This window comes from Streptomyces asoensis (genome assembly GCF_013085465.1).
Taxonomy (GTDB): Bacteria; Actinomycetota; Actinomycetes; order Streptomycetales; family Streptomycetaceae; genus Streptomyces; species Streptomyces cacaoi_A.
In genome coordinates this window covers 6,014,499-6,039,229 of the sequence record NZ_CP049838.1, presented here as the reverse complement: position 1 = coordinate 6,039,229, position 24,731 = coordinate 6,014,499, and the positions used below count along the sequence as shown (strand labels likewise).

The 24,731-nt window shown below is 71.4% G+C and carries 26 protein-coding genes; 7 read left to right on the top strand and 19 right to left on the bottom strand.

The window, feature by feature from the left end; translation table 11 throughout:
- Positions 1 to 9 precede the first annotated feature (9 nt).
- Genes G9272_RS27190 through tsaB form a run of 5 tightly spaced genes read right to left on the bottom strand, consistent with a single transcriptional unit; the run spans position 10 to position 2,965 of the window.
- Complete coding sequence (locus G9272_RS27190) at positions 10 to 402, bottom strand: hypothetical protein (RefSeq protein ID WP_171398953.1); 393 nt, start codon at positions 400 to 402, stop codon at positions 10 to 12.
- Positions 399 to 659, bottom strand: a complete 261-nt coding sequence (locus tag G9272_RS27185) for a hypothetical protein (RefSeq protein ID WP_171398952.1) — start codon at positions 657 to 659, stop codon at positions 399 to 401. The genes G9272_RS27190 and G9272_RS27185 overlap by 4 nt, the downstream gene beginning before the upstream one ends.
- Positions 656 to 1,747, bottom strand: a complete 1,092-nt coding sequence (gene tsaD / locus G9272_RS27180; RefSeq protein WP_171398951.1) for a tRNA (adenosine(37)-N6)-threonylcarbamoyltransferase complex transferase subunit TsaD — start codon at positions 1,745 to 1,747, stop codon at positions 656 to 658. The genes G9272_RS27185 and tsaD overlap by 4 nt, the downstream gene beginning before the upstream one ends.
- A complete protein-coding gene (locus G9272_RS27175; protein ID WP_171402194.1) occupies positions 1,740 to 2,270 on the bottom strand; it encodes a GNAT family N-acetyltransferase in 531 nt (176 codons plus the stop codon). Before G9272_RS27175 ends, tsaD begins: the two co-directional genes overlap by 8 nt.
- Before the next feature lie 41 nt (positions 2,271 to 2,311).
- A complete protein-coding gene (gene tsaB, locus G9272_RS27170) occupies positions 2,312 to 2,965 on the bottom strand; it encodes a tRNA (adenosine(37)-N6)-threonylcarbamoyltransferase complex dimerization subunit type 1 TsaB (protein ID WP_171398950.1) in 654 nt (217 codons plus the stop codon).
- A gap of 111 nt (positions 2,966 to 3,076) precedes the next feature.
- On the opposite strand from tsaB, the gene G9272_RS27165 reads away from it, so the two are divergent.
- Positions 3,077 to 3,628, top strand: coding sequence for a hypothetical protein (locus G9272_RS27165; protein ID WP_171398949.1), 552 nt, complete (start codon positions 3,077 to 3,079; stop codon positions 3,626 to 3,628).
- Between the two features lie 161 nt (positions 3,629 to 3,789).
- Positions 3,790 to 3,960, top strand: coding sequence for a hypothetical protein (locus tag G9272_RS27160; protein ID WP_171398948.1), 171 nt, complete (start codon positions 3,790 to 3,792; stop codon positions 3,958 to 3,960).
- 52 nt (positions 3,961 to 4,012) lie between these two features.
- Here G9272_RS27160 and tsaE read toward each other — a convergent pair whose 3' ends face one another.
- The 6 genes from tsaE to G9272_RS27130 form a co-directional block, all read right to left on the bottom strand.
- The gene (gene tsaE / locus G9272_RS27155) at positions 4,013 to 4,546 is read right to left on the bottom strand and encodes a tRNA (adenosine(37)-N6)-threonylcarbamoyltransferase complex ATPase subunit type 1 TsaE (RefSeq protein ID WP_171398947.1); all 534 of its coding nucleotides are present in this window, start codon (positions 4,544 to 4,546) and stop codon (positions 4,013 to 4,015) included.
- Positions 4,512 to 5,765, bottom strand: a complete 1,254-nt coding sequence (locus G9272_RS27150; RefSeq protein ID WP_171398946.1) for an alpha/beta fold hydrolase — start codon at positions 5,763 to 5,765, stop codon at positions 4,512 to 4,514. Before G9272_RS27150 ends, tsaE begins: the two co-directional genes overlap by 35 nt.
- Positions 5,766 to 5,820: 55 nt before the next feature.
- Positions 5,821 to 6,984 (bottom strand): alanine racemase, encoded by a 1,164-nt coding sequence (gene alr, locus G9272_RS27145; RefSeq protein WP_171398945.1) that lies wholly within the window; start codon positions 6,982 to 6,984, stop codon positions 5,821 to 5,823.
- Positions 6,985 to 7,018: 34 nt separating this feature from the next.
- Entirely contained in the window at positions 7,019 to 7,849 is an 831-nt protein-coding gene (locus tag G9272_RS27140; RefSeq protein ID WP_171398944.1) for a L,D-transpeptidase family protein, read from the bottom strand.
- Between the two features lie 192 nt (positions 7,850 to 8,041).
- Positions 8,042 to 9,481: an NAD(P)H-hydrate dehydratase gene (locus G9272_RS27135; protein WP_171398943.1), complete on the bottom strand. Its 1,440-nt coding sequence runs from the start codon at positions 9,479 to 9,481 to the stop codon at positions 8,042 to 8,044.
- Between the two features lie 82 nt (positions 9,482 to 9,563).
- A complete protein-coding gene (locus tag G9272_RS27130; RefSeq protein ID WP_171398942.1) occupies positions 9,564 to 9,935 on the bottom strand; it encodes a holo-ACP synthase in 372 nt (123 codons plus the stop codon).
- A 186-nt stretch (positions 9,936 to 10,121) separates the two neighbouring features.
- Between G9272_RS27130 and G9272_RS27125 the strand changes: the two genes are divergently transcribed.
- Both G9272_RS27125 and G9272_RS27120 read left to right on the top strand, forming a co-directional pair.
- The gene (locus G9272_RS27125; protein ID WP_171398941.1) at positions 10,122 to 11,111 is read left to right on the top strand and encodes a hypothetical protein; all 990 of its coding nucleotides are present in this window, start codon (positions 10,122 to 10,124) and stop codon (positions 11,109 to 11,111) included.
- A complete protein-coding gene (locus G9272_RS27120; RefSeq protein ID WP_171398940.1) occupies positions 11,108 to 12,862 on the top strand; it encodes a M16 family metallopeptidase in 1,755 nt (584 codons plus the stop codon). The genes G9272_RS27125 and G9272_RS27120 overlap by 4 nt, the downstream gene beginning before the upstream one ends.
- Before the next feature lie 152 nt (positions 12,863 to 13,014).
- Here G9272_RS27120 and glmS read toward each other — a convergent pair whose 3' ends face one another.
- Positions 13,015 to 14,862, bottom strand: a complete 1,848-nt coding sequence (glmS, locus tag G9272_RS27115) for a glutamine--fructose-6-phosphate transaminase (isomerizing) (RefSeq protein ID WP_171398939.1) — start codon at positions 14,860 to 14,862, stop codon at positions 13,015 to 13,017.
- A 162-nt stretch (positions 14,863 to 15,024) separates the two neighbouring features.
- Here glmS and coaA point away from each other — a divergent pair, with 162 nt between their 5' ends.
- The gene (gene coaA, locus G9272_RS27110) at positions 15,025 to 15,993 is read left to right on the top strand and encodes a type I pantothenate kinase (protein WP_171398938.1); all 969 of its coding nucleotides are present in this window, start codon (positions 15,025 to 15,027) and stop codon (positions 15,991 to 15,993) included.
- A 16-nt stretch (positions 15,994 to 16,009) separates the two neighbouring features.
- Positions 16,010 to 16,948 carry a DUF389 domain-containing protein gene (locus G9272_RS27105; RefSeq protein WP_171398937.1) on the top strand — a complete coding sequence of 313 codons (939 nt, stop codon included), beginning with the start codon at positions 16,010 to 16,012 and terminating at the stop codon, positions 16,946 to 16,948.
- A gap of 350 nt (positions 16,949 to 17,298) precedes the next feature.
- Here G9272_RS27105 and glmM read toward each other — a convergent pair whose 3' ends face one another.
- The 3 genes from glmM to rplM all read right to left on the bottom strand — a co-directional run bounded on the left by glmM (position 17,299) and on the right by rplM (position 19,935).
- Positions 17,299 to 18,657 (bottom strand): phosphoglucosamine mutase, encoded by a 1,359-nt coding sequence (gene glmM, locus G9272_RS27100; protein WP_171398936.1) that lies wholly within the window; start codon positions 18,655 to 18,657, stop codon positions 17,299 to 17,301.
- A 272-nt stretch (positions 18,658 to 18,929) separates the two neighbouring features.
- Positions 18,930 to 19,451 carry a 30S ribosomal protein S9 gene (gene rpsI, locus G9272_RS27095; RefSeq protein WP_020132188.1) on the bottom strand — a complete coding sequence of 174 codons (522 nt, stop codon included), beginning with the start codon at positions 19,449 to 19,451 and terminating at the stop codon, positions 18,930 to 18,932.
- 40 nt (positions 19,452 to 19,491) lie between these two features.
- Complete coding sequence (rplM, locus tag G9272_RS27090) at positions 19,492 to 19,935, bottom strand: 50S ribosomal protein L13 (protein WP_020132189.1); 444 nt, start codon at positions 19,933 to 19,935, stop codon at positions 19,492 to 19,494.
- Positions 19,936 to 20,375: 440 nt separating this feature from the next.
- Between rplM and G9272_RS27085 the strand changes: the two genes are divergently transcribed.
- On the top strand, positions 20,376 to 21,251 hold the full coding sequence (locus G9272_RS27085) for a hypothetical protein (RefSeq protein WP_171398935.1): 876 nt from the start codon (positions 20,376 to 20,378) through the stop codon (positions 21,249 to 21,251).
- A gap of 28 nt (positions 21,252 to 21,279) precedes the next feature.
- Here G9272_RS27085 and truA read toward each other — a convergent pair whose 3' ends face one another.
- The 4 genes from truA to rpsK all read right to left on the bottom strand — a co-directional run bounded on the left by truA (position 21,280) and on the right by rpsK (position 24,711).
- Positions 21,280 to 22,137, bottom strand: coding sequence for a tRNA pseudouridine(38-40) synthase TruA (truA, locus tag G9272_RS27080; RefSeq protein ID WP_171398934.1), 858 nt, complete (start codon positions 22,135 to 22,137; stop codon positions 21,280 to 21,282).
- Between the two features lie 111 nt (positions 22,138 to 22,248).
- Positions 22,249 to 22,755 (bottom strand): 50S ribosomal protein L17, encoded by a 507-nt coding sequence (gene rplQ, locus G9272_RS27075; protein ID WP_171398933.1) that lies wholly within the window; start codon positions 22,753 to 22,755, stop codon positions 22,249 to 22,251.
- Between the two features lie 172 nt (positions 22,756 to 22,927).
- Complete coding sequence (locus G9272_RS27070) at positions 22,928 to 23,950, bottom strand: DNA-directed RNA polymerase subunit alpha (protein WP_062640332.1); 1,023 nt, start codon at positions 23,948 to 23,950, stop codon at positions 22,928 to 22,930.
- A gap of 356 nt (positions 23,951 to 24,306) precedes the next feature.
- Entirely contained in the window at positions 24,307 to 24,711 is a 405-nt protein-coding gene (gene rpsK / locus G9272_RS27065; RefSeq protein WP_010354218.1) for a 30S ribosomal protein S11, read from the bottom strand.
- Positions 24,712 to 24,731: the final 20 nt, after the last annotated feature.

Sequence of the window (24,731 nt, the reverse complement as noted above, 5' to 3'; positions counted from 1 at the left end):
CCGTTCGCCTCACACCGTTCGTTCCTCCCCCGTCGCGAAGTACCGGTCCACGTACTCCGCCGGCGGCAGCGTGCTCCCGCGCATGAGGGAGAACACCTCGGCGCCGTCGCCGGGCGTCCCGAACAGCGTGAAGGCCTGGGCGAGCCGCGCGTACTCGACGCCGTCAAGGTCCTCGCAGTACTCGGCGGCCTCGGCCTCCGCCCGCTCGATCGCCTCGTCCGCCGACCGGGCCGTCCACAGGGTGATGCGCTCCTCGTAGACGCCCAGGGGGCCGTGCCGGAAGACGCACCGGACGCCGTACCAGGACGGTTCGTCGGTCGGTTCGTCGGTCAGTTCGTGGGTCGGTTCGCCCGGGGTGGGGCCTGCGCACCCGCGCCTTACGGACGGGCTTGGACCGCTCACGTCGGGTCCGGCACCGGCTCGAACCGCCACCGGTGCGCGGCCCGGCTCACCAACTCCCCGCCGGGATCGGGAAGTTCGGGGAGGACGGCGTCGTAGTCGGCGTCCCACCAGGTGATGACCAATACCCGGTCCTGCGGGGCGCGGAAGGTCTCCCGGCGCATGGGCCCGGGCGTGAGCTCCTGCGCCCGCGCCCAGGCCAGCAGTTCCTCGCCCCGGCCGGTGACCGCCCGGGCCTCCCACATCAGCGCGACCGTCATGAGTAGAGGTTGCCCTTGGCGACCTCGTGGACATGGTCGTGGGAGTGGCCCGGCACATGCGGGTCGGTCACCGGCAGCGAGGAGTCCGCCGACAGGTCCCAGTCGGACGCGGCGCGTCCCCGGGCCACCATCTCCGCGCCCAGGGCCGCCACCATCGCGCCGTTGTCCGTGCAGAGCTTGGGCCGCGGGACGCGCAGCCGGATGCCGGCGGCCTCGCAGCGCTCCTTGGCGAGGGCCCGCAGCCGGGTGTTCGCGGCCACGCCGCCGCCGATCATCAGGTGGTCGACGCCCTCGTCCCTGCACGCCCGTACGGCCTTGCGGGTCAGGACGTCCACGACCGCCTCCTGGAAGGAGGCCGCCACGTCACGGACCGGGACCTCCTCGCCCGCCGCCCGCTTCGCCTCGATCCAGCGGGCGACCGCCGTCTTCAGCCCGGAGAAGGAGAAGTCGTACACCGGGTCGCGCGGGCCGGTCAGGCCGCGCGGGAACGCGATCGCCGAGGGGTCGCCCTCGCGTGCGTAACGGTCGATGACCGGGCCGCCCGGGAAGCCCAGGTTCAGCACCCGGGCGATCTTGTCGAAGGCCTCGCCCGCCGCGTCGTCGATGGTCGCGCCCATCGGACGGACGTCGGAGGTGATGTCGCTGGACAGCAGCAGGGACGAGTGGCCGCCGGACACCAGCAGGGCCATCGTCGGCTCGGGCAGCGCGCCGTGCTCCAGCTGGTCCACGCAGATGTGGGAGGCGAGGTGGTTCACGCCGTAGAGGGGCTTGCCGAGGGCGTAGGCGTACGCCTTCGCCGCCGAGACGCCGACCAGCAGGGCACCGGCGAGACCGGGACCGGCCGTGACCGCTATGCCGTCGAGGTCCTTCGGGCTCACCCCCGCTTCCTTCAGTGCCCGCTCGATGGTCGGGACCATCGCCTCGAGGTGGGCCCGGGACGCCACCTCCGGCACGACCCCGCCGAAACGGGCGTGCTCGTCGACGCTGGAGGCGATCGCGTCCGCCAGCAGGGTCGTGCCGCGCACGACGCCGACGCCGGTCTCGTCGCAGGAGGTCTCGATCCCCAGAACCAGGGGTTCGTCAGCCATTGTTCTCGGTTTCCTGTGTCCCTTGTACCGGTGTCGGTACGGATGTCGATGGATCGGTCAGCCGCATCACCAGGGCGTCCACGTTCCCCGGCTGGTAGTAGCCGCGGCGGAAGCCGATGGCCTCGAAGCCGAAGCGTTCGTAGAGCTTCTGGGCGCGCACGTTGTCGATCCGGCACTCCAGCATGACCTCGGCGCACTCGAAGGCGGTCGCCGCGCGCAGCAGCTCCGTCAGCAGGCGGCCGCCGAGCCCGGTGCCCCAGTGGCCCCGGGCGACGGCGATGGTCTGGACGTCGGCGACCGCGGCGAAGCCGCTGTCGGACCCCGTGCCGGCCGCGGCCAGGCCCGCGTACCCGACGATCCGTTCGCCGTCGGCCGTGGTCTCCACCGCGACGAGATAGCGCCGGGTCGCGTCGGGGCCACGGGCATGGGCCAGGTCTGACCAGAACATGCCCCGGGACCAGGCGTCCTCGGGGAAGAGGTCCTTCTCGAGCTCCAGCACGGGCTCGATGTCCCACCAGCGCATCTCACGCAGCACGGGCCGGCCGGTCGGGTTGGCGGCTTCGGTCACTTGGGGGTGACCACCTTGTAGTTCTTCGGCACCTGGGCGTCCGGCCGGCGCAGGTACAGCGGGCGCGGGGCCGGCAGCTCCTCGCCCCGGGCGAGCCGCTCGGCGGCGAGCGAGGCGAGGGCGGCGGCGGAGACGTGCTCGGGCTCGTGCGCTTCGGGGAAGGTGTCCGGGTACAGCAGCGCACCCGCGCCGACGGAAGGCAGTCCGGCCACCTCGTCGGCGATGTCGGCGGGCCGGTCCACCGCGGGACCCGAGATCCGGGTCCGGGAGTCGGTGTACCGCGCCCAGTAGACCTCCTTGCGGCGGGCGTCGGTCGCCACGACGAAGGGGCCTTCGAGGTCGGACGCGTAGGCGAGGCCGTCGAGCGTGCACAGACCGTGCACCGGGACGCCGAGCGCGAGCCCGAAGGTGTCGGCGGTCATCAGGCCGACTCTCAGCCCCGTGTACGGGCCGGGGCCGACGCCGACGACGATCCCGGTGACGGCGTCGAGACTGCGCCCGGCCCCGGCGAGCAGCCGGTCGACGGCCGGCAGCAGCAGCTCGCCGTGCCGGCGCGCGTCCACCTGACTCGAGGAGGCGATGACGTCCGTGCCGTCGTGCAGCGCGACGGTGACGGCGGGGGTGGCGGTATCCAGAGCGAGCAAGAGCACGCAAACAGCCTACGGCTCCCGTGCCCCGGACATGGCCGCGCCGGTCGGAGGCGTGAGGACTGCTAGCGTCACCACGAAACGTGACGTACGGGACAGACTGGGTGGTCGTCGATGCCAAGCAACAGCGCGACTTTCGTGGCCGGGCTCACCTCGGCGGCCCTGGCGACGGTCGCGTTCCTCACCTTCCAGGCGTCGGCGAGCGCGCCCGCCGACCTGGCCCGGCCGCAGCGCAGCGGCGCCCCCGCGAAGGTGGCGAAGGCGCCCCGGGACAAGGACCACCCCGCCGCGCTGCCGGCCGGCTCCGGCTTCGGCGCGCGGGTCGTGTACTCGCTGGACGACGACCGGGTGTGGCTGGTCAGGGCGGACGGCGGGGTCAAGCGCACGTTCAAGGTCGCCCCCGGCAGTGTGGACCCACTCCCGGGCAACTACGCCGTCACCTCCCGCGCGGCTGCCATCACCGGCACCGACGGCACCCCCATCGAGCACGTCGTGCGCTTCACCACCGCGAACGACGTGACGATCGGCTTCAGCGCGGCGCTGGACGGCTCGCTGCCCGAGCCCGACCCGACGGTGAAGACGGGCGGCATCCGGCAGACCGTCGCGGACGGCGACGCGATGTGGGACTTCGCGACGATCGGACAGGCCGTCGTCGTGGTCCCGTAGGCGTGGCTCGGGCCCGGGGTGCCACCCCTGAGTATCTCGTGAACGTTCCGACGAGACGTCGGCAAAATGTTGCGTCGGGCGTCTTGTGCGTGGTCACATGGTATCAACTTCGTAGTTAGGTCTACCTAACTACGCCCGCCCCCGAAACTCAGGAGGCGTCCATGTCGGTCACCGAGCCCAAGGCGCAGCCGTCGCGGCCGTTCACGCTCGCCGGTGTGTCCATGCGCGATCTGCTGGCCTCGTGCGCGGCCGCAGAAGCCGTCTCGACTCCTCCGCGGCTGCCCGACCCGGCACTCACCGAGCAGCCGGTGGAGCGTCCCAAGGCGGCCTGACGGCCCCACCGGTGACCGGCCGCAAACACCCGTCCGGCCGACCGCACGCCGATCAGGCCGACAGCACGCCGAGGTCCACCGAGGCCCAGCGCTCTCCGAGCCCCGTCACCGTCACATGCCGCACCTCGTCCGTGGTGTCGCCGACAGCGCGGTGGATGAGGACCTGGAGCCGGTCGTCGGTCAGCTCCTCGACCTTGCCCTCGCCCCACTCCACGACGATCACCGACGCGGGCAGCGACACGTCGAGGTCGAGGTCCTCCATCTCGTCGAGCCCGCCGCCCAGGCGGTACGCGTCGACGTGGACGAGCGGCGGACCGTCCCCGAGGGAGGGGTGCACGCGGGCGATCACGAACGTCGGGGAGGTGACGGCACCCCGGACCCCGAGCCCCGCGCCGAGCCCGCGGGTGAGCGTCGTCTTGCCCGCGCCGAGTTCCCCGCTGAGCATCACGAGATCGCCCGCGCGCAACAGCTTGGCGAGCCGGCGGCCCAGCTCACCCATCTGCTCGGGGGAGTTGACGACGATCTCGACGCGGTTTCCGAGAGGTCCGGGCTCAGCCGGGCTGTGCGCTGCTGCTGGTGCTTCCATAGCCGTTCACGGTAGCCCCTGCGGGCACGGCACCCGCGCGGGTGAGCAGGTCGGCGAGGCGGTCGGTGACCACTTCCGGGTGTTCCAGCATCACGAGGTGCCCGGCGTCGGGCACGAGGACCAGCTCGGCTTCCGGCAGCAGGTCGGCGATCGCCTCGCTGTGCTCGCTCGGCGTGACCAGGTCCCCGATCCCGGCGAGCACCAGCACCGGCATGTCGGTGAAACAGGCCAGCGCCTCGGTCTTGTCGTGATCCGTGAACGCCGGGTAGAACTCGGCGACCACGTCGATCGGCGTGCCCTCGATCATCCGCTCGGCGAACCGCGCCACCGCCGGATCCACGTCCCGTGACGCGAACGAGTACCGCTTGATGATCCCGGCGAAGAGATCGGCGGTGGCCCGTCGCCCCTTCTCCACCAGGGCCGCCTGCTGTCCCAGTGCCTTCAGCACCCCCGGCAGCACCCGCCGCACCGCGTTCACGCCAGCGACCGGCAGCCCGAAGTTGACCTCGCCGAGCCGCCCCGACGACGTACCGACGAAGGCGGTGGCGACGACCCGCTCGGCGATCAGCTCGGGGTACAGCGCGGCCAGGGCCATCACCGTCATCCCACCCATGGAATGCCCGACGAGCACGATCGGCCCCTCCGGCACGGCCGCGTCGATCACGGCCCTCAGGTCGCGCCCCAGCTGATCGATGGTGACCGGCTCGCCGTCCCGTATCTGGGCGTTGCCGCGCCCGGACCGGCCATGACTGCGCTGGTCCCAGTGCACGGTCCGTACGACACCCCGCAGGGCCGCCCGCTGGAAGTGCCAGGAGTCCTGGTTGAGGCAGTAGCCGTGGCTGAAGACCACGGTGACGGGGAGCGGGGCCTTGCGTCCGAAGAGCCTGCGCCGCCGGTTCGGCGGCCCGCCCTGCGGCTCGACGTCGTCGACCTCGTAGTACAGCTCGGTGCCGTCGTCGGCGAACGCCTTGCCGGGGGTGCCGCGCAGCCCGCCGTACGGCCCCGTCGAGTCGAGGGCGAGCCGGGCCTTCGCCCGCATGCCGCGCCCGACGGTCATCCGCTCCAGGGCGACACCCGCCGCGGCGCCCGCGGCGATCACGCCTATCGCGGCGCCGGCGATGCCGGTCGCCCGGCGCCACCCCCCGCCCGCCCCCGTGGCGGAGGCGGCAACGACCGCCGAGGCGGCACTCGCCACCGCCTCCGCGCTGCTCTCGCTCACGTACCGCTCCTCTTTGGCCGATGCCCGTGTACTGACTGCGGGTTACCCGTCTTGGTCACTCATTCACATAGACGCGAGGAACCCGCGATCCGATGCGCGTGACGATCTCGTACCCGATGGTTCCGGCCGCCTGGGCCCAGTCCTGCGCCGTGGGCTCCCCTCGGTCGCCGGGTCCGAAGAGGACCGCCTCCGCGCCGGGGCCGGGCTCGTCGCCGCCGAGGTCGACGACGAACTGGTCCATGGCGATCCGGCCGGCCGCCGTCCGCCACTTGCCGGCGACCAGCACCGGTCCGCTCCCGGAGGCGTGCCGGGGGACGCCGTCCGCATAGCCGAGGGGGACCAGCCCCAGGGTGGTCTCGCCCGGGGTGACGTAGTGATGGCCGTAGCTCACCCCGTGGCCGCCCGGGACGTGCTTCACCAGGGCCAGCGAGGCTGCGAGGGTCATCACCGGGCGCAGCCCGAAGTCGGCGGCGGAGCCCAGCTCGGGGCTGGGCGAGAGGCCGTACATCGCGATGCCCGGGCGGACCAGGTCGAAGTGGGTCTCCGGGAGCGTGAGCGTGGCCGGGGAGTTGGCGATGTGCCGCACCTCGGGCCGCACGCCCTGCCGCTCGGCGTACGCCACCATCTCGTGGAAGCGGTCGAGCTGGGGCGCGATGGAGGGATGCCCGGGCTCGTCGGCGCAGGCGAAGTGCGACCACAGCCCGGTGATCCGGAGCAGCCCCTCGCCCTCGGCCCGCAGGGCCTCGCCCACCAGCTCGGGCCAGTCGGCGGGCTGGCAGCCGTTGCGCCCGAGCCCGGTGTCGGCCTTGAGCTGCACGCGGGCGGCCCGCCCGGCGGCCCGTGCCCCCTCGACGACCTCCCGCAGGGCCCAGAGCCCGCTCACCGACACATCGATGTCGGCCTCGACCGCCTCCCGCCAGGGCCCGCCAGGCGTCCACAGCCAGCACATGATCCTGACGTCCGCCGGCAGCCCGCCGTCCGCGCGCAGCGCCAGCGCCTCCTCGGGCGTGGCGGTGCCCACCCAGCCGGCGCCGGCCGCGACCGCGGCGCGGGCGCAGGGGACGGCCCCGTGCCCGTACCCGTCGGCCTTCACCACGGCCATGAACTCCGCGCCCGGCGCCTTGGCGCGCAACGTACGCACGTTGGCCCGCAGCGCGGCCAGGTCGATCTCGGCACGGGCGCGCGGCGGGGTGGCGGGCGGCTTGGCAGTCTCACTCATCGCGCCCAGTGTCTCAGAGGGCCTGGACAGCCCCCTAGGTACCGGGCCGGTGCCCCCACACGTAGACCCGGTCGCCCTTCTTCAGCACACCCCACAGCCGACGCGCGTCACCGACCGTGAGATTGACGCAGCCCATGGAGCCGATGGTGGTGTGGATGCTGCCGTAGACGGCGTGGAAGGCCTGGCCGCCGTCGAAGAACTGCGCATAGGGCATGGGGGCGTTGTAGAGCGTGGAGACATGGTTCTTGTGCCGCCAGTAAATGGTGTGCCACCCCTTGCGGGTCGGGTGCACGACCCGCCCGCTGCGCATCGACACGGGTCCGAAGACGACCTTCGTCCCCTTCTGCACCCAGGTCAGCTGCCGGTCGAGATCGACGCAGGCGACCCGGTGGGTCCGCACCGGACACTTCTTCCGGGCGTTGGGATTCTTCTTCGCGGCGATGAGCTGCATCCGCGCCCAGGTGACGGGCCCGGCGAACCCGATCGCGGGCTCGATCTTCTGCTGCCGCTGGAACGCCCGGATCGCCTTGCAGTCGGCGGCGGACTGCTTCCCGTCCACCGTCAGCTTCAGCCACCGCTCGACCGCCCGCTGATACGGCCCGGCCAGCTTGGTGCAGCCCACCCGGGTCATCACCTCGTCCAGCGGCACGTACTCGACGAGCGCGTAGGTCCCCTCCACCGCGTCCCGCGGCTCGACGGCGTCCTCGGCGCCGGTGGGCGTGTACACCCGCGGCGCGAGCACCTGGTCGGGCGTGTCGATCTCCCAGGACGGGGGCGACGGAGGAGGAGCGGCGCGAGCAGGGGTCCCCAGGGGAAGCAGAGCGACGCCGGCAAGCAGCAGGGCCACGGTTCGTGTGCTGAACATCCGATCAGACAAGCGCGCAACCTATGGCACGCAGCGCTGCCGCGCGGCGCCTTCACCCTTTCAGCGGAGGTGGGATTCCCAGCCCGTCCGGCGTTTGAGGACGAGGTCCGTTCAGGGCCGAAAGGGGGGTGGGGACGCAGCCCCCCAGGGAGGGGAAGGGAAGGGGCGGCGGGGGCGAGAAACCCCTGCCCCCTACCGCCGCACATCCCGCCAGGCCCCCGCAACCGCCGCAGCCACATCATGCGCCCCCACCGGCGCCCCGTCCGCGGCGAACCGCCCTGCCAGCCCATGCAGATAAGCCCCCACACTCCCCGCGTCCAACGCACTCAGCCCCGCCGCCAGCAACGACCCCGCAAGCCCGGACAGCACATCCCCGCTCCCGGCCGTGGCCAGCCACGCCGTCCCCGTCGCGTTCACCCGCACCACCCCCGCACCACCCGCGTCCGCGACCAACGTCGTCGACCCCTTCAGCAGCACGGTCGCCCGGTAGCGGGCCGCCAGCTCCCGCGCGGAGCGCAGCCGGGCCCCCTCCACCTCCTCCCGCGCCACCCCCAACAGCGCGGCCGCCTCCCCCGCGTGCGGCGTCATCAGCGTCGGCGCGGTCCGCCCCCGCACCGCGTCGGCGTCCGCGAGCCGCAGCCCGTCGGCGTCGATCAGCACCGGCACCTCGGCGGCCAGCACCTCCGCCACCGTCTGCGCGTCTTCCCCGGCGCCCGGCCCGACGACCCACGCCTGCACCCGCCCGGCCTGCCGGGGCCCCTGGTCGGACACGAGCGTCTCGGGGAACCGCGCGACGACCGCGTCCCCGGCCGGCCCCACGTACCGCACGGCCCCCGCCCCGCCCCGCAGCGCCCCCGCGACGGCCAGCACGGCGGCCCCCGGATACCGGGCGGACCCGGCGGCGATCCCGACGACACCCCTCCGGTACTTGTCGCTCTCTCCGCCCGGCACGGGCAGCAGGGCGGCCACGTCCGCGTGCTGGAGGGCCGCCAGCTCGGGCTCGGCGGGCAGCTCGCCCCCGAGCCCGATGTCGACGAGCCGCACCGACCCGGCGTACTCCCGCGCCGGATCGACGAGCAGCCCCGGCTTGTGCGTACCGAAGGTGACGGTGAGGTCGGCGCGGATCGCGCTCCCGTGCACCTCACCGGTGTCGGCGTCGACACCGCTGGGCAGATCGACGGCGACGACGGCGGCCCGGGCCTCGGCGACGATCGCGGCCAGCGAGGCCGCGTCCGGCCGCAGCCCGCCCTTCCCGCCGATCCCGACGATGCCGTCGAGCACGAGGTCGGCCCGCCGGACGACGGCTTCGGCGCCGGCCGGCGCGACCGTGTGCCCGCCCGCCCGCCGCAGGGCCGCCAGCCCTCCGGCGTGGGTCCGCTCGGGCGCGAGCAGCACCGCGGTCACCCCCGCCCCGCGCCGGGCGAGCCGGGCGCCGGCGTACAGGGCGTCACCCCCGTTGTCGCCGCTGCCGACCAGCAGCACGACCCGCCGCCCGTACACCCGCCCCAGCAGGTCGGCGCAGGCGGCGGCGAGCCCGGCGGCGGCCCGCTGCATGAGGGCCCCTTCCGGAACCCGGGCCATCAGCTCCCGCTCGGCACGACGGACGGTCTCAACGCGGTAGGCAGTACGCATACGGTCGAGTCTCCCCCGGACTCCCCCGCCACCGCACGCCGTCAGCCCGCCCCGCGGCTCACCCCGCGGCTCACCCTGCCGCTCATCCTTCGGCCACCACCACCGCCGAGGCGACCCCCGCGTCGTGACTCAACGACACATGCCAGCTCTGCACCCCCAGTTCGGCCGCCCGCGCCGCGACACTCCCCTGCACCCGCAGCCGAGGCCGCCCGCTCTCCTCGACGTACACCTCCGCGTCCGTCCACAGCAGCCCGGGCGGCGCCCCCAGCGCCTTGGCGAGAGCCTCCTTCGCGGCGAACCGGGCCGCCAGCGAGGCGGCACCCCGCCGCTCCCCGCTCGGCAGCAACAGCTCGCTCTCCAGGAAGAGCCGCTGGGCCAGCCCGGGCGTCCGTTCCATGGACGCCGCGAACCGCTCGATCTCGGCCACGTCGATACCGACCCCGATGATGCTCATGCCGAGCACCCTACGGCCGGACTGTCACAGCCTGCTGCTAGCCTGCGGCGACTTGATCAAGCCGGATCACACCGGATGACGCCGCATCACATCGGACGGGCATCCGGTCACTTCGGTGAGGAACCCGCCGCGCGCCCTGGGGGGCCAGCCCGCGCGCCGCGGACAGCTACGCCAGGGGGCGGAGGAATGACCAGCACCACCAACGGCATGGCCGGCGGCGGACCCACGAACACCTGGGGACCGACCTTCGACCCGTACGACAACACACCCGAGCTGATCCCGATGCGCACCGCCGCGCAGGCCGGGCACTGGCCGACCGTGCGGGCCTACTTCGCGGGCCTCGACTCGGTCGACAAGCTCTCCTCCGCCTCCAGTCTCCTCGCCGACATCCCCGGCGTGGAGAACTTCCTGGAGCGGGCGGCCGCGGAATCGCCCGGCGACCCGCTGCCGCGCACGCTGCTCGCCGAGCGGTACGTCTACATCGGCTGGGACATCCGCAGCGGCGCCCGCGCCCAGGACGTCTCGCGGGACCAGTTCACCCAGTTCCACGACTGGCTGCGCAGGGCCGAGCAGCTGCTGATCGAGATCTGCGCCGAGCACCCCTCGTACGCCCCCGCCTGGACCGCCCGGCTGATGACCGCGCGCGGTCTCCAGCTGGGGCAGGCCGAGGCGCGCCGCCGCTACGACCGTCTCTCCGCCCACCATCCGCACCACTACCGCGCGCAGGTCCAGCTGCTCCAGCAGCTGTGCCCGAAGTGGAGCGGCTCCTGGGAGGCGGCGCACGGCTTCGCCCGCGAATGCGCGACCGCGGCCCCCGACGGCTCGAACTCCGGCGCCCTGGTCGCCCTCGCGCACATCGAGCGCTGGCTGGACCTGGACAGCGGCGAGGACGCGGCCTACATGCGGGGCCTGCCGGTCCGCGACGACCTGCGCAACGCCGCCCAGGTCTCCGTGCTGCACCCGGCCCACCGGCCCGACTGGAACTCGATCGGCGCGCACAACGCGTTCGCGTTCGCCTTCTCGCTCGGCAACCACTGGGAGTACGCGGCCCCGCACTTCGCCTTCCTCGGCGACCGCGCGTCCGAGTCCCCGTGGCACTACGTGCCCGACAAGAAGTCCTCGTTCCTCAAGTCCCGCAAGGCCGCGCTGGAATCCCGAGGAGGCGGCAACCGATGACCACCGACCTGCACGAGCACGACGACCGGGCCGACCTCGCCGCGCTCGCCGGCCTCGTCTCGCACACCACCACGCAGCACATCCCCACCCTGTACGCCCCCGCCTCCGGCAACGAGATCACCGCCGGTCTCTTCTTCCGGGTGGGCCGCGCCGACGAGACCCTGGCCACCGCCGGCCTCACCCACCTCGTCGAACACCTCGCCCTGCACCGCCTCGGCCTGTCCGACCTGCACTACAACGGCGCGACGGCGAACGCGTACACCCTCTTCCACGTCACCGGCAGCGAGGACGAGGTCGTCAAGTACCTCAACAGCGTGTGCGCGGGGCTGCGGGACCTGCCGATGGAGCGGCTGGAGACCGAGAAGGAGATCCTGCGCACGGAGGCGGCCGGCCGCGCCGGCGGCCCCCAGCACCAGATGCCGCTGTGGCGGTACGGCGCCCAGGGCTACGGCCTGTCCAGCTACAACGAGCTCGGCACCTGGAGCCTGACCCCGGACCAGGTGCGCCACTGGGCCGAGACCCGCTTCACCAGGGACAACGCGGTGCTGTGGATCACCAGCGACCAGGTCCCCGACGGCTTGGACCTCACTCTCCCCCAGGGCACCCGCTTCCCCGCCCCGGCCGCGACCAGCGCACTGCCCACCACCCCCGCGTTCATCAGCGGCGACGACGGCCATGTCGTCCTCACCTCGGTGCTCCGCCGCTCCACCGCGGCCAGCGTCTTCGCGGACGTCCTCGGCCGGGCCCTCTTCCAGGACCTGCGTCAGGAGGGCGGCTACTCCTACTCCGCGGAGGCCGACTACGCCCAGCGCGACGCCGACTTCGCCACCCTCACCGCGTACGCGGACTCCCTCCCGCAGAAGCAGGACGCGGTCGTCGGCGGCTTCGTCGACACCCTCGCGCGGCTGCGCGCGGGCCGCATCGAGCAGTCCGAGCTGGACTCCGTCCGCACCAAGCTCCTCAAGGTGTACGACACCCCCGACCTCGCGGCGGCCGCGCTCCCCTCGTACGCGCTGAGCCTGCTGCTCGGGCACCGGATCCTCACCCCCGAGCAGCACCGGGCCGAGCTGAACGCGGTGACGACGGACGACCTGCGCGAGGTCGCCCGGGAGACATGGGACAACGCGCTCCTCCAGGTACCGGGCCGGGGCCTCGACTGGGCGGGCCTCACCCTCGCCCCGCAGCACTCGCAGGCCGCCCTGACCGGCACCCGCCACCAGTCCCTGGAGGACGACGAGGTCACCCTGGTCATCGGCGCCGAGGGGGTGAGCCTGCTGACCCCGAGGGGCCCGGTCACCGTCCGCTACGACGCCTGCGCGGCGATGACCACCCGCCCCGACGGCGCCCGCACCCTGACCGGACACGACGGCTTCTCGGTCACCGTGGAGCCCACCCTGTACCGAGGGGTGACGCCGGAACGCATCGCCGCGCTGGACGCGGCCGTGCCCGCACAGGCGGCGGTACGGATGCCGGCCCGCGAGCCCGATCGCATCCCGCAGCCGCGCAAGCGGACCTCCGGCCCGCGGTCCTCCGGCAACGGCCGCTCCACCGTGGGCTGGACGATCGCGCTCTGGCTCGTCGGCCTGCTCGCGGCGGTGTGGGGCCTGCTGTGCGGGATCATCACCGCCGACGAGGCCTCGGCCACCGCCCCGGAGTGGGACGCGGTGGTAGGCATCTGGATCCTGGAACTCCCCCTCGCCTTCGCGACCTGGAAGGTGTTCGCGGCAAGAAGGCAACGCCGACGAATCTGACGGGTCGCCCCTGGGGGATGGCCGGGACCGCCTGTGGCGGTCCCGGCCATCCCCCAGGGGCGCGGGGAACTGCGCGACCAGCCACGAGGCACCCGCACCCCGCCCACGCACAGAACCCACTCCCCCTCAGGCGCCCTGGCCGACAACCCCTCTCACTCCACTGTCACCGACTTCGCCAGATTCCGCGGCTGATCCACCTCGTTGCCCCGCGCCGTCGCCAGCTCACACGCGAACACCTGCAACGGAACCGTGGCGACCAACGGCGACAGCAGCACCGGCGTGACCGGGATCCGCACGAGATGGTCGGCGTACGGCACCACCGTCTCGTCCCCCTCCTCCGCGATCACGATCGTCCGCGCCCCCCGGGCCCGGATCTCCTGGATGTTGGACACGATCTTGTCGTGCAGGACGGACCGCCCCCGAGGCGAGGGCACCACCACGACGACCGGCAGATCCTCCTCGATGAGCGCGATCGGCCCATGCTTCAGCTCACCCGCGGCGAACCCCTCCGCGTGCATGTAGGCGAGCTCCTTCAGCTTCAGCGCGCCCTCCAGCGCGACGGGATACCCGACGTGCCGCCCGAGGAACAGCACGGTGTCCTTGTCGGCGAGGGACCGCGCCAGCTCCCGCACCGGCCCCATGGTCTCCAGCACCCGCTCGACCGCACCGGAGATCTGCGCGAGGTCCCGGATGACAGCCCGGATCTCGTCGCCCCACTTGGTGCCGCGCACCTGGCCGAGATACAGGGCGACGAGATAGCAGGCCACCAACTGCGTCAGGAACGCCTTGGTCGAGGCGACGGCCACCTCCGGCCCGGCATGCGTGTACAGCACCGCGTCCGACTCCCGGGGGATCGTCGACCCGTTGGTGTTGCAGATCGCCAGCACCTTGGACCCCTGCTCCCGCGCGTGCCGCAGCGCCATGAGCGTGTCCATCGTCTCCCCGGACTGGGAGATGGCGATGACCAGTGACCGCGAGTCGAGGATCGGGTCCCGGTAGCGGAACTCGCTGGCCAGCTCCACCTCGCACGGGATCCGCGTCCAGTGCTCGATGGCGTACTTGGCGATGAGGCCCGCGTGGAAGGCCGTACCGCACGCGACGATGACGACCTTGTCGACCTCCCGCAGCTCGGCGGCCGGGATCCGCACCTCGTCGAGCGTCAGCGCACCGGAGGCGTCGATGCGGCCGAGCAGGGTGTCGGCGACGGCCTTGGGCTGCTCGGCGATCTCCTTGAGCATGAAGTAGTCGTAGCCCCCCTTCTCCGCGGCCGACGCGTCCCAGTCGACGTGGTACGACCGCACGTCCGCCGGGCGCCCGTCGAAGCCCGTCACCGTGACACCGTCCCGCCGCAGCTCGACGACCTGGTCCTGCCCCAGCTCGATCGCCGACCGGGTGTGCGCGATGAACGCGGCGACGTCCGAGGCGAGAAAGGCCTCGCCCTCCCCGACACCCACCACGAGCGGCGAGTTCCGCCGCGCGCCGACCACCACGTCCGGCTCGTCGGCATGCGCCGCGACCAGCGTGAACGCCCCCTCCAGCCGCCGGCACACCAGCCGCATGGCCTCGGCGAGGTCGGCCGTCACCGAGAACTCCTCGGCGAGCAGATGGGCCACGACCTCGGTGTCGGTCTCGGAGAGCAGCTCGTGCCCCCGCTCGGCCAGTTCGGCCCGCAGCGCGGCGAAGTTCTCGATGATCCCGTTGTGCACGACGGCGACCCGACCGGCGTTGTCGAGATGCGGATGCGCGTTGGCGTCCGTCGGCCCGCCGTGTGTGGCCCACCGGGTGTGCCCGATGCCCGTCGTCCCGGTCGGCAGTGGTCGGGCCGCGAGCTCCTTCTCCAGATTGACGAGCTTGCCCGCCTTTCTCGCGGCGGCGAGCCCTCCGTCCGCCAGGACGGCGACCCCCGCCGAGTCGTAGCCCCGGTACTCCAGCCGCCTCAGCCCGGCCATGACGACCTCTAGCGCCGACTGAGACCCCACGTATCCCACGATTCCGCACATGCGCGGCAGCCTACGACCGAATCACGCCCGGAAAGAGCCTCCGCGTGCCCGATTTCGGAAATTCCCACGGCTGTACGCCGCCTCGGGCGAGCGTGACGGACCCCACCCACCATCCTGTTCAAACTCCGTTAACAATGGACTGTGATCTCTCCGGTCTCCCCGATGCCCCGGAGCGCCCACCGGCACAGGCCGGAGGCGACTCCCTACGTCGACCTCACCCGATCCGAGTGGAGCGCGCTGCGCGAGAAGACTCCGCTGCCGCTGACCGCCGAGGAGGTCGAGAAGCTGCGCGGCCTCGGTGACGTCATCGACCTCGACGAGGTACGTGACATCTACCTCCCGCTGTCGCGCCTCCTCAACCTCTACGTGGGCGCCACCGACGGCCTGCGCGGCGCCCTGAACACCTTCCTCGGCGAACAGGGCTCCCAGTCCGGCACCCCGTTCGTGATAGGCGTCGCGGGCTCGGTGGCGGTCGGCAAGTCGACGGTCGCCCGGCTCCTCCAGGCCCTGCTGTCCCGCTGGCCGGAACACCCCCGCGTGGAGCTGGTCACCACGGACGGCTTCCTGCTCCCCACCAGGGAACTGGAGGCCCGCGGCCTGATGTCCCGCAAGGGCTTCCCCGAGTCCTACGACCGCCGTGCGCTGACCCGCTTCGTGGCCGACATCAAGGCGGGCAAGGGCGAGGTCACCGCGCCCGTCTACTCCCACCTGATCTACGACATCGTCCCGGACCGCAAGCTCACCGTCCGGCGCCCCGACATCCTCATCGTCGAGGGCCTGAACGTCCTCCAGCCCGCCCTCCCCGGCAAGGACGGCCGCACCCGCGTCGGCCTCGCCGACTACTTCGACTTCAGCGTGTACGTCGACGCGAGCGCCGAGGACATCGAGCGTTGGTACCTCAACCGGTTCCGGAAACTCCGTCATACGGCCTTCCAGAACCCGGACTCGTACTTCAGGAAGTACACCCAGGTCTCCGAGGACGAGGCCGTCGACTACGCCCGCACCCTCTGGCGCACCATCAACAAGCCCAACCTGGTGGAGAACATCGCACCCACCCGGGGCCGGGCAACCCTGGTGGTCCGCAAGGGCCAGGACCACAAGGTGCAGCGGCTGAGCCTGCGCAAACTCTGACGGCTACCCTGCCTCCATGCTGCACCTGCGCCTGATCACCCCGTCGGGCAGCACCGACGACGTGGTCGCCCTGATCGAGAACACCGTCGGCACCACCCACCTCGTGGTGGTGCCGGGGGCGGCCCGCAACCCCGCCGGCGATGTCGTGATGTGCGACGTGGCACGCGAGGCGGGCGACGAACTCCTCACCGGACTCCAGGAGTTGGGCCTCGACGAGACCGGCTCGATCGCCGTGGAGAACATCGACCTGTCGCTCTCGCTGCGCGCCGACAAGGCCGAGGCGGAGGCACCGGGCGAGGGTGCCGACGCGGTCCTGTGGGAGCACCTCACGGACGCCACCCACGAGGAGTCGACGCTCTCGGTCACCTACCTCGCGTTCATCACGCTCGCCACGGTGATCGCGGCCTGCGGTGTGGTGCTCGACAACGCGGTCCTGATCGTGGGCGCGATGGCCGTGGGCCCGGAGTTCGGCCCCCTGGCCGGCGTCTGCACGTCGATCGTGCAGCGCGCTCCCCGCCTGGCCCTGCGCTCGCTGATCGCCCTGCTGGTCGGCTTCGCGGTGGCGATGGCGGCGACGGTGGGCTTCAGCCTCTTCATGGACGCGATCGACCTGTTCAGCAAGGAGCAACTGGAGGCCGACCGCCCCCAGACCGGCTTCGTCTACGCCCCCGACGCCTTCTCCTTCATCGTGGCCGTCCTGGCGGGCGCCGCCGGCACCCTCTCCCTGACCTCGGCGAAGTCCGGCGCCCTGGTGGGCGTGGCCATCTCGGTCACGACGGTCCCGGCAGCCGCCAACGCCGCCGTGGCCCTCAGCTACGGCGACATGGCACAAACCCGGGGCTCAACAGAACAACTCCTGCTGAACCTCCTGGGCATCATCCTGGCGGGCACCCTGACCCTGCTGGCCCAGAAGGCACTCTGGGCAAGGCAACGCGAACGAGCCAACGCGGGCTAGCGCGAGAACCCTGCTTTCAGGGGCACAACGGAACGAACCAACCCCGCCCAGCCCACAGGACCTTCAGGGGCACGACGGAACGAGCCAACCCCGCCCGGCCCACAGAGCCTTCAGGGGCACGACGGAACGAGCCAACCCCGCCCGGCCCACAGAGCCTTCAGGGGCACAACGGAACGAGCCAACCCCGCCCGGCCCACAGAGCCTTCAGGGCCACGACGGAACGGGCCAACCCCGCCCAGCCACAGAGCCTTCAGGGGCGCGGGGAACTGCGCGACAAGCCACGACGCAGCCGTAGCCCGCAACACACAGAACCCCCACCCCGAACCCGCCTCGAAAACCGGCCCCGCCGCTTAACCCAGCGCCGACTTCACGACATCCGCCAGCCGCCCGGCAACAGACCGAGCCTGGTCGATATCCGCGGCCTCGACCATCACGCGCACGAGCGGCTCGGTCCCGGAAGGCCGAAGCAACACCCGCCCGGTGGCCCCGAGTTCCCGCTCCGCCTCCCCGACGGCAGTCGCCAGCTCGGCCGATTCCGCGACCCGCGACCTGTCGACGTCGGGCACATTGATCAGCACCTGCGGCAACCGCTCCATCACAGAGGCCAGCTCCCGCAGCGAACGCCCGCTCTCGACGACGCGAGCCGCCAGCATCAGCCCCGTCAGCGTCCCGTCACCGGTCGTCGCATGGTCGAGGATGATCACGTGCCCGGACTGCTCGCCCCCGAGCGCGTACCCGTGCTCCTTCATCTCCTCCAGCACATACCGGTCGCCGACGGCGGCCTGCACGAGCTGGATCCCCTCCCGCTCCATGGCCAACTTGAAGCCGAGGTTGGACATGACGGTGGCGACAACGGTGTCGGACCGCAGCGCGCCGTGCTCCCGCATGGCCAGCGCGAGCACGGCGAGAATCTGGTCCCCGTCGATCTCGTCACCCATGTGGTCCACGGCCAGGCACCGGTCGGCGTCCCCGTCGTGCGCGATGCCGAAGGCGGCCCCGTGCTCGATGACCGCGGCCTTCAGCTTGTCCAGGTGCGTGGACCCGCACCCGTCGTTGATGTTGAGCCCGTCCGGCTCGGCCCCGATGGTCACGATCTCCGCGCCGGCCCGCGTGAACGCCTCCGGCGACACCCGGGCGGCGGCGCCGTGCGCCTCGTCGAGGACGATCCGCAGCCCGTCCAGCCGGTTGGGGAGCACGGCGATGAGATGCGCGACGTAGCGGTCGAAGCCCTCGTCGTACGACCGCACGCGTCCGACGCCACTGCCGGTCGGCCGGCTCCAGGGCGCGCCGGTGCGGTGCTCCTCGTAGACGGACTCGATCCTGTCCTCGAGCTCGTCGGCGAGCTTGTGGCCGCCGCGGGCGAAGAACTTGACGCCGTTGTCGGGCATGGCGTTGTGGCTGGCGGAGAGCATCACGCCGAGGTCGGCGCCCAGCACACCGGTGAGATAGGCGACGGCGGGCGTCGGCAGCACGCCGACCTTCAGCACGTCCACGCCGGCGCTCGCCAGACCGGCCACCACGGCGGCCTCCAGAAACTCCCCGGACGCGCGCGGGTCCCGTCCGACGACTGCCACCGGCCGGTGGCCCTCGAACGTGCCCGCCTCGGCCAGCACATGCGCCGCCGCGACGGACAGGCCGAGCGCCATCTCCGCCGTCAGATCCGCGTTGGCGACACCGCGCACGCCGTCCGTGCCGAAGAGTCGTCCCACTTGTCCTCCTGAGGAAGCGTCAGTTTCAAAAGCCGTGCGGGTGCGTCGGACGATCGACCGGCCAGTCGGTCTGCGGCGGCTCCGCATCCAGGCATTGGATGCCCTGAACATCCGATCACACAAGCCTTTGAGCACCTTGTGCCGTTATACGCCCACGGCTGCGAGAAAACGAACGCCCCGGCGACACTGTGGCGTGCCGCCGGGGCGTTCGGAGTACGTACGAGCGAACCGCACGGGTTCGACCCGGAATACGTACGAGCAGGCAGCGAAGCTTAGCGCTTGCTGTACTGCGGGGCCTTGCGGGCCTTCTTGAGACCGGCCTTCTTGCGCTCGACCGCACGGTCGTCACGCGTGAGGAAGCCGGCCTTCTTGAGGGCGCCACGGTTGTTGTCGACGTCGGCCTCGTTCAGCGCACGGGCGACACCGAGACGGAGCGCACCGGCCTGACCGGAGACACCGCCACCCGAGATACGGGCGATGACGTCGTAGCGGCCTTCGAGCTCGAGCACCTTGAAGGGCTCGTTGACTTCCTGCTGGTGCACCTTGTTCGGGAAGTAGTCCTCGAGGGTGCGACCGTTGATCTTCCACTTGCCGGTGCCCGGAACGATCCGGACGCGGGCGATGGCGTTCTTGCGACGGCCCAGGCCGGCGGCCGGCTGGGGCTCGCCGAAGCGGGACGCGAGGGACTCCGAGGTGTACTCACCCTCGACGGGGACCTCGGACTCGGTGGTGTAGCTGTCGATGTCGACGAGCTCGGTCTCTTCGAGCGGCTGCTCGGCAGTGGTCTCGGCCACGGTTCTCCTCAGTTCTTTTCAGCTAGGGGTGTGGCCGGAATTACTGCGCGACCTGGGTGATCTCGAACGGCACGGGCTGCTGCGCCGCGTGCGGGTGCACGTCACCCTTGTAGACCTTCAGCTTCGAGAGCATCTGACGGCCCAGCGTGTTCTTGGGGAGCATGCCCTTGACGGCCTTCTCGACGGCCTTCTCGGGGTTGTTCGCCAGCAGGTCGTCGTAGCGCACGGAGCGCAGACCACCCGGGTAGCCAGAGTGGCGGTACGCCATCTTCTGGGTCCGCTTGTTGCCGGAGAGGTGCACCTTGTCGGCGTTGATGATGATGACGAAGTCACCGGTGTCGACGTGAGGCGCGTAGATCGGCTTGTGCTTGCCCCGGAGGAGGGACGCGGCAGTGGTGGCGAGACGGCCCAGGACGATGTCCTGAGCGTCGATGACGTGCCACTGGCGCGTCACATCGCCGGGCTTGGGGCTGTACGTACGCACGGTTCGTAGCCTTCGCTTCTTCAGTGAATTGGTCCTGACAAGGTCACCGAAGACGATCACGACAGCCCAGACCGCACTGCGGTGACGCAAGCCGCGTGCAGGTCGCTGGTCATCGGCCCGGTGGACCGGTGTAAGGGCCCGTCCCGTGAGAAGAGCAAGCCAATACACAACGAAGATGCAGGATACCCGCGTCTCGGGGGCCGGGTCAAAACGGGGCCTGTCACCCGATCACACGTGAGCATGTCAGCCTCACCGGAACCCGTCGCCGGAAACCCCCTTCCGGAGTGGCCTGCGCCACACTGCGCGCGCCGGCCTGCGAATATGCCGCACCAACCACCCGGAGATGTCACGTTTGCCCGCAGTCGCGCCGGGAAGGCCGGGGACTTCAGCGCAGGTCGGGGCGGAACAGCATCCCCCGCTCCCCGTCTAAGATGCGGCCCATGAGCTATGGGCAGGGGGGACCTCAGTCCCAGTGGGATCCGTGGAAACCGAACTCCCAGCAGCCGTGGACCAGCGGCGATGACGGCCGGACCCCGGACTGGGCCGCGCTCGCGGAGGCGTCCGAGACGCGCAACAAACGCCGTCGACTGTTCTTCATAGGCGGCGGCGCGCTCGCCACGCTCGCCATCGGCACCGCCGTGGCCATGGCCGTGGTGTCGGCGAACGGCAGCGACGAGGCGAACAAGCCGACCTCCTCACTGCCCGCGTCCGCCGACCTGCCGAGCGCGTCCACCACCCCCTCCTTCGCGCCGACCAGCGCCCCGCCCCCGCTGGACCCGAAGGAGTTCGTCGCCAGCAAGGCCAAGGACACCGCCCCCAACGGGCCGGACCTGCTCTTCCCCGGCACGCAGCTGACCATGGGCTCGGCCGTGTACAAGAAGGGCCCCAAGGCCGACAGCACCACCTGCACCACCGGTGTCCAGGGGACCCTGCCCAAGGTGCTCACCGCCAATGGCTGCACCCGCCTCATGCGCATCACCTACACCAAGGGCACTATCGCGGTCACGGTCGGTGTGGCGGTCTTCGACACCGAGGCACAGGCCCTCAAGGTCAAGAGCCAGGCCGACAAGCAGAGCATCGTCAAGGCCCTCACCGGCGGGGACGCCAAGGCCTTCTGCGACGGCGCGATCTGCCGCTCCACGACCAACTCCTACGGCCGGTACGCCTACTTCACCATCACGGGCTTCACGGACGGCAAGGACGTGACCACGAAGGACACGGCCGTCTTCGCCGCGGGCGACGACCTCGCGGAGTTCACCTTCCAGCGGATCCGCCAGCGCGGCGAGGCCCAGGCGTCGGCGGCGGCCGCGAACTGACCGCGGACGCCGACGCGGGGCCGGAAGGTCAGCAGCACCCGGCCCCGGGCAGCGTCCGCCTGTTGCGCGCCTCCTTGTTGCGTGCGGCGAGCAGCTCGTCGGCCGGGTAGCCGACCTCCTCCAGCGTCAGCCCGTGCGGCCGTACGACATGCACGGCCGAGTCCCGCACACCCGCGGCCAGCACCTTCCCGGGCCACTCCGCACCCCGGTGCCCGTCGCCGACGAACAGCAGCGCCCCGATCAGCGAACGCACCATGTTGTGGCAGAAGGCGTCGGCCCGGACGGTCGCGGTGACGACCCCGTCCTCGCCGCGCACCAGGCTCAGCTCCTGGAGCGTACGAATGGTCGTCGCCCCCTCCCGCCGCTTGCAGTAGGCCGCGAAGTCGTGCTCACCGAGCAGCCGCCGGGCGGCCTCGTTCATGGCGTCGACGTCGAGCGGCCAGTCGTGCCAGAGGACGTGGCTGCGCAGCAGCGGGTCGACGCCCCCCGGGTTGTCGGTGACCCGGTACGCGTAGCGCCGCCAGATCGCCGAGAACCGCGCGTTGAACCCGGCGGGCGCCTCGTCGAGGGACCAGATCCGCACATCCTTGGCGAGCCGCCCGGCGAGCCGCTTGAGCAGCTTCTCCCGGTGCTCGGCCCAGAGGTCCTCCGGCAGGTCGACGTGCGCCACCTGTCCGCGCGCGTGCACACCGGCGTCCGTCCGCCCGGCCACGGTCAGCTCGTACGTGGTCTCCCGCGACCGGGTCACGGTCCGCAGGGCGTCCTCGATCTCCCCCTGCACGGTCCGCCGCCCGCCGGCCTGCTTGGCCCACCCGGAGAACCCGCTCCCGTCGTACGAGAGATCCATCCGCACCCGTACGAAACCGGGCTGTACTTCGTCACTCACTCCTGGATCCTCTCAAGCCTGCGACCTTCGGAAAACGCCTCCGCAAACGCCTTCGGAAACGCGGAACGGGCCCGCCCCGAAGGGCGGACCCGTCCACTGCGAGGCGGTGCCTCAGGCGTCCTTGGACTCCTCGGCCGGAGCCTCGTCGGCCGCAGCCTCGGGCTTGGCGTCCTCGACGACCTCGTCCTTCTTGAGGTCGTCTTCCTTGACCGCACGCTTGGTGGCGGCCTCGGCCTCACCAGTGGCCTGCTGCGCGACGGTCAGCGCCTCGACCAGCTCGATGACAGCCATGGGCGCGTTGTCGCCACGGCGGTTACCGATCTTGGTGATGCGGGTGTAGCCACCCGGGCGGTTCTCGTAGCGCGGGCCGATCTCGGTGAAGAGCGTGTGCACGATGCTCTTGTCCGTGATCACCTGGAGCACCTGACGGCGGTTGTGAAGGTCGCCCTTCTTCGCCTTGGTGACCAGACGCTCGGCGTACGGACGCAGCTTGCGCGCCTTCGCCTCGGTGGTGGTGATGCGGCCGTGCTCGAACAGCGACTTCGCGAGGTTCGCGAGGAGCAGCTTCTCGTGCGCGGCGCTGCCGCCCAGACGGGCACCCTTGGTGGGCTTCGGCATGGTGTTTCTCCTAGGTGTCTGCCCCGGCCGTATCAGGTACCGGGGTCAGTGTCCGAGCGGGCGATTGCCCGTCGGAGATCCAGACCCCCGAAGGGGTCTGGAAGGGGCGCGGGGAACTGCGCGACCAGCCACGACGGTCCCGCAGCCGAAATCCGGCCGATTCGCGGAGCGACTAGTACTGCTCGGTCTCCACAAAACCCGCGTCCGCGTCGTCGTCGGCGCCAAAGGCGTCGGCGGCGGCGGTCGGGTCGAATCCGGGCGGGCTGTCCTTGAGCGCGAGGCCCATGCCGGCCAGCTTCGCCTTGACCTCGTCGATGGACTTCGCACCGAAGTTGCGGATGTCCAGCAGGTCGGCCTCGGAACGAGCGACGAGCTCACCCACGGAGTGGATGCCCTCACGCTTGAGGCAGTTGTACGACCGAACGGTGAGCTCGAGCTCCTCGATCGGCAGGGCGAGATCAGCGGCAAGAGCGGCGTCCGTGGGGGACGGGCCCATGTCGATGCCCTCGGCGTCGATGTTCAGCTCGCGGGCGAGACCGAACAGCTCGACCAGCGTCTTACCGGCGGAGGCCATGGCGTCACGGGGACGCATCGCCTGCTTGGTCTCGACGTCGACGATCAGCTTGTCGAAGTCGGTGCGCTGCTCGACACGCGTGGCCTCGACCTTGTACGTGACCTTGAGAACCGGCGAGTAGATCGAGTCGACCGGGACGCGCCCGATCTCCTGACCGACCTGCTTGTTCTGCACGGCGGAGACGTAACCGCGGCCACGCTCGACCGTCAGCTCCATCTCCAGCTTGCCCTTGCCGTTGAGCGTGGCGAGGACGAGGTCGGGGTTGTGCACCTCGACACCGGCCGGGGGCGCGATGTCGGCGGCGGTGACCAGACCCGGCCCCTGCTTGCGCAGGTACATCACGACCGGCTCGTCGTGCTCCGAGGAGACGACCAGCTGCTTGATGTTGAGGATCAGGTCGGTGACGTCCTCCTTGACGCCCGGCACGGTGGTGAACTCGTGCAGCACGCCGTCGATACGGATGGACGTGACCGCCGCACCCGGGATCGAGGACAGGAGGGTCCGGCGGAGGGAGTTACCGAGGGTGTAACCGAAGCCCGGCTCCAGCGGCTCGATCACGAACCGGGAGCGGAACTCGTCGACGACCTCTTCGGTCAACGAGGGACGCTGAGCGATCAGCATGTGGCGATCAGATCCTTCTTTCGTGGACGCCCGCTATTTGACGCCCGACGGAACCGTGCGTTTTCACCGCACGGGTACTGCAAGGGTACGGGCGATACGGCCCTTTACAGAGCCGTACCGCCCGAAAGCCTTCAGACCGACACGTGGCCGTACGTCAGACGCGACGACCCTTCGGCGGACGGCAGCCGTACCGCGACATGTGGGGGGTAACCCCCACACCCCCAGCCGGAGGCCGAGACACCGTAGGCCGGTGCGTCAGACGCGACGACGCTTCGGCGGACGGCAGCCGTACTGCGGCATGTGGGGGGTAACCCCCACACCCCCAGCCGGAGGCCGAGACACCGTAGGCCGGTGCGTCAGACGCGACGACGCTTCGGCGGACGGCAGCCGTTGTGCGGGGTCGGGGTGACGTCCTGGATGGAGCCGACCTCGAGGCCCGTCGCCTGGAGGGAGCGGATGGCGGTCTCACGACCGGCGCCCGGGCCCTTGACGAAGACGTCGACCTTGCGCATGCCGTGCTCCTGCGCGCGACGGGCAGCCGACTCGGCGGCCATCTGCGCGGCGAACGGCGTGGACTTGCGCGAGCCCTTGAAACCGACGTGGCCGGCGGAGGCCCACGAGATCACGTTTCCGGCCGGGTCCGTGATGGACACGATCGTGTTGTTGAACGTGCTCTTGATGTGCGCCTGGCCGTGCGCGACGTTCTTCTTTTCCTTGCGGCGCACCTTCTTGGCAGCGCCCTGACGACCCTTGGGGGGCATCTACAAACTCCTACGGGGAG

What these genes read in the sequence shown, in the direction of transcription:
- G9272_RS27120 (WP_171398940.1), top strand. Translation starts at nt 11,108, where the DNA reads ATGACCACCGACCTGCACGAGCACGACGACCGGGCCGACCTCGCCGCG.
- tsaE (WP_171398947.1), bottom strand. Translation starts at nt 4,546, where the DNA reads ATGGAAGCACCAGCAGCAGCGCACAGCCCGGCTGAGCCCGGACCTCTC.
- G9272_RS27175 (WP_171402194.1), bottom strand. Translation starts at nt 2,270, where the DNA reads ATGCGCTGGTGGGACATCGAGCCCGTGCTGGAGCTCGAGAAGGACCTC.
- G9272_RS27165 (WP_171398949.1), top strand. Translation starts at nt 3,077, where the DNA reads ATGCCAAGCAACAGCGCGACTTTCGTGGCCGGGCTCACCTCGGCGGCC.
- coaA (WP_171398938.1), top strand. Translation starts at nt 15,025, where the DNA reads ATGCCCCGGAGCGCCCACCGGCACAGGCCGGAGGCGACTCCCTACGTC.
- G9272_RS27070 (WP_062640332.1), bottom strand. Translation starts at nt 23,950, where the DNA reads ATGCTGATCGCTCAGCGTCCCTCGTTGACCGAAGAGGTCGTCGACGAG.
- G9272_RS27160 (WP_171398948.1), top strand. Translation starts at nt 3,790, where the DNA reads ATGTCGGTCACCGAGCCCAAGGCGCAGCCGTCGCGGCCGTTCACGCTC.
- tsaD (WP_171398951.1), bottom strand. Translation starts at nt 1,747, where the DNA reads ATGGCTGACGAACCCCTGGTTCTGGGGATCGAGACCTCCTGCGACGAG.
- rplQ (WP_171398933.1), bottom strand. Translation starts at nt 22,755, where the DNA reads ATGCCGAAGCCCACCAAGGGTGCCCGTCTGGGCGGCAGCGCCGCGCAC.
- glmS (WP_171398939.1), bottom strand. Translation starts at nt 14,862, where the DNA reads ATGTGCGGAATCGTGGGATACGTGGGGTCTCAGTCGGCGCTAGAGGTC.
- G9272_RS27140 (WP_171398944.1), bottom strand. Translation starts at nt 7,849, where the DNA reads ATGTTCAGCACACGAACCGTGGCCCTGCTGCTTGCCGGCGTCGCTCTG.
- G9272_RS27130 (WP_171398942.1), bottom strand. Translation starts at nt 9,935, where the DNA reads ATGAGCATCATCGGGGTCGGTATCGACGTGGCCGAGATCGAGCGGTTC.
- G9272_RS27125 (WP_171398941.1), top strand. Translation starts at nt 10,122, where the DNA reads ATGACCAGCACCACCAACGGCATGGCCGGCGGCGGACCCACGAACACC.
- G9272_RS27135 (WP_171398943.1), bottom strand. Translation starts at nt 9,481, where the DNA reads ATGCGTACTGCCTACCGCGTTGAGACCGTCCGTCGTGCCGAGCGGGAG.
- G9272_RS27105 (WP_171398937.1), top strand. Translation starts at nt 16,010, where the DNA reads ATGCTGCACCTGCGCCTGATCACCCCGTCGGGCAGCACCGACGACGTG.
- G9272_RS27085 (WP_171398935.1), top strand. Translation starts at nt 20,376, where the DNA reads ATGAGCTATGGGCAGGGGGGACCTCAGTCCCAGTGGGATCCGTGGAAA.
- rpsK (WP_010354218.1), bottom strand. Translation starts at nt 24,711, where the DNA reads ATGCCCCCCAAGGGTCGTCAGGGCGCTGCCAAGAAGGTGCGCCGCAAG.
- alr (WP_171398945.1), bottom strand. Translation starts at nt 6,984, where the DNA reads ATGAGTGAGACTGCCAAGCCGCCCGCCACCCCGCCGCGCGCCCGTGCC.
- G9272_RS27185 (WP_171398952.1), bottom strand. Translation starts at nt 659, where the DNA reads ATGACGGTCGCGCTGATGTGGGAGGCCCGGGCGGTCACCGGCCGGGGC.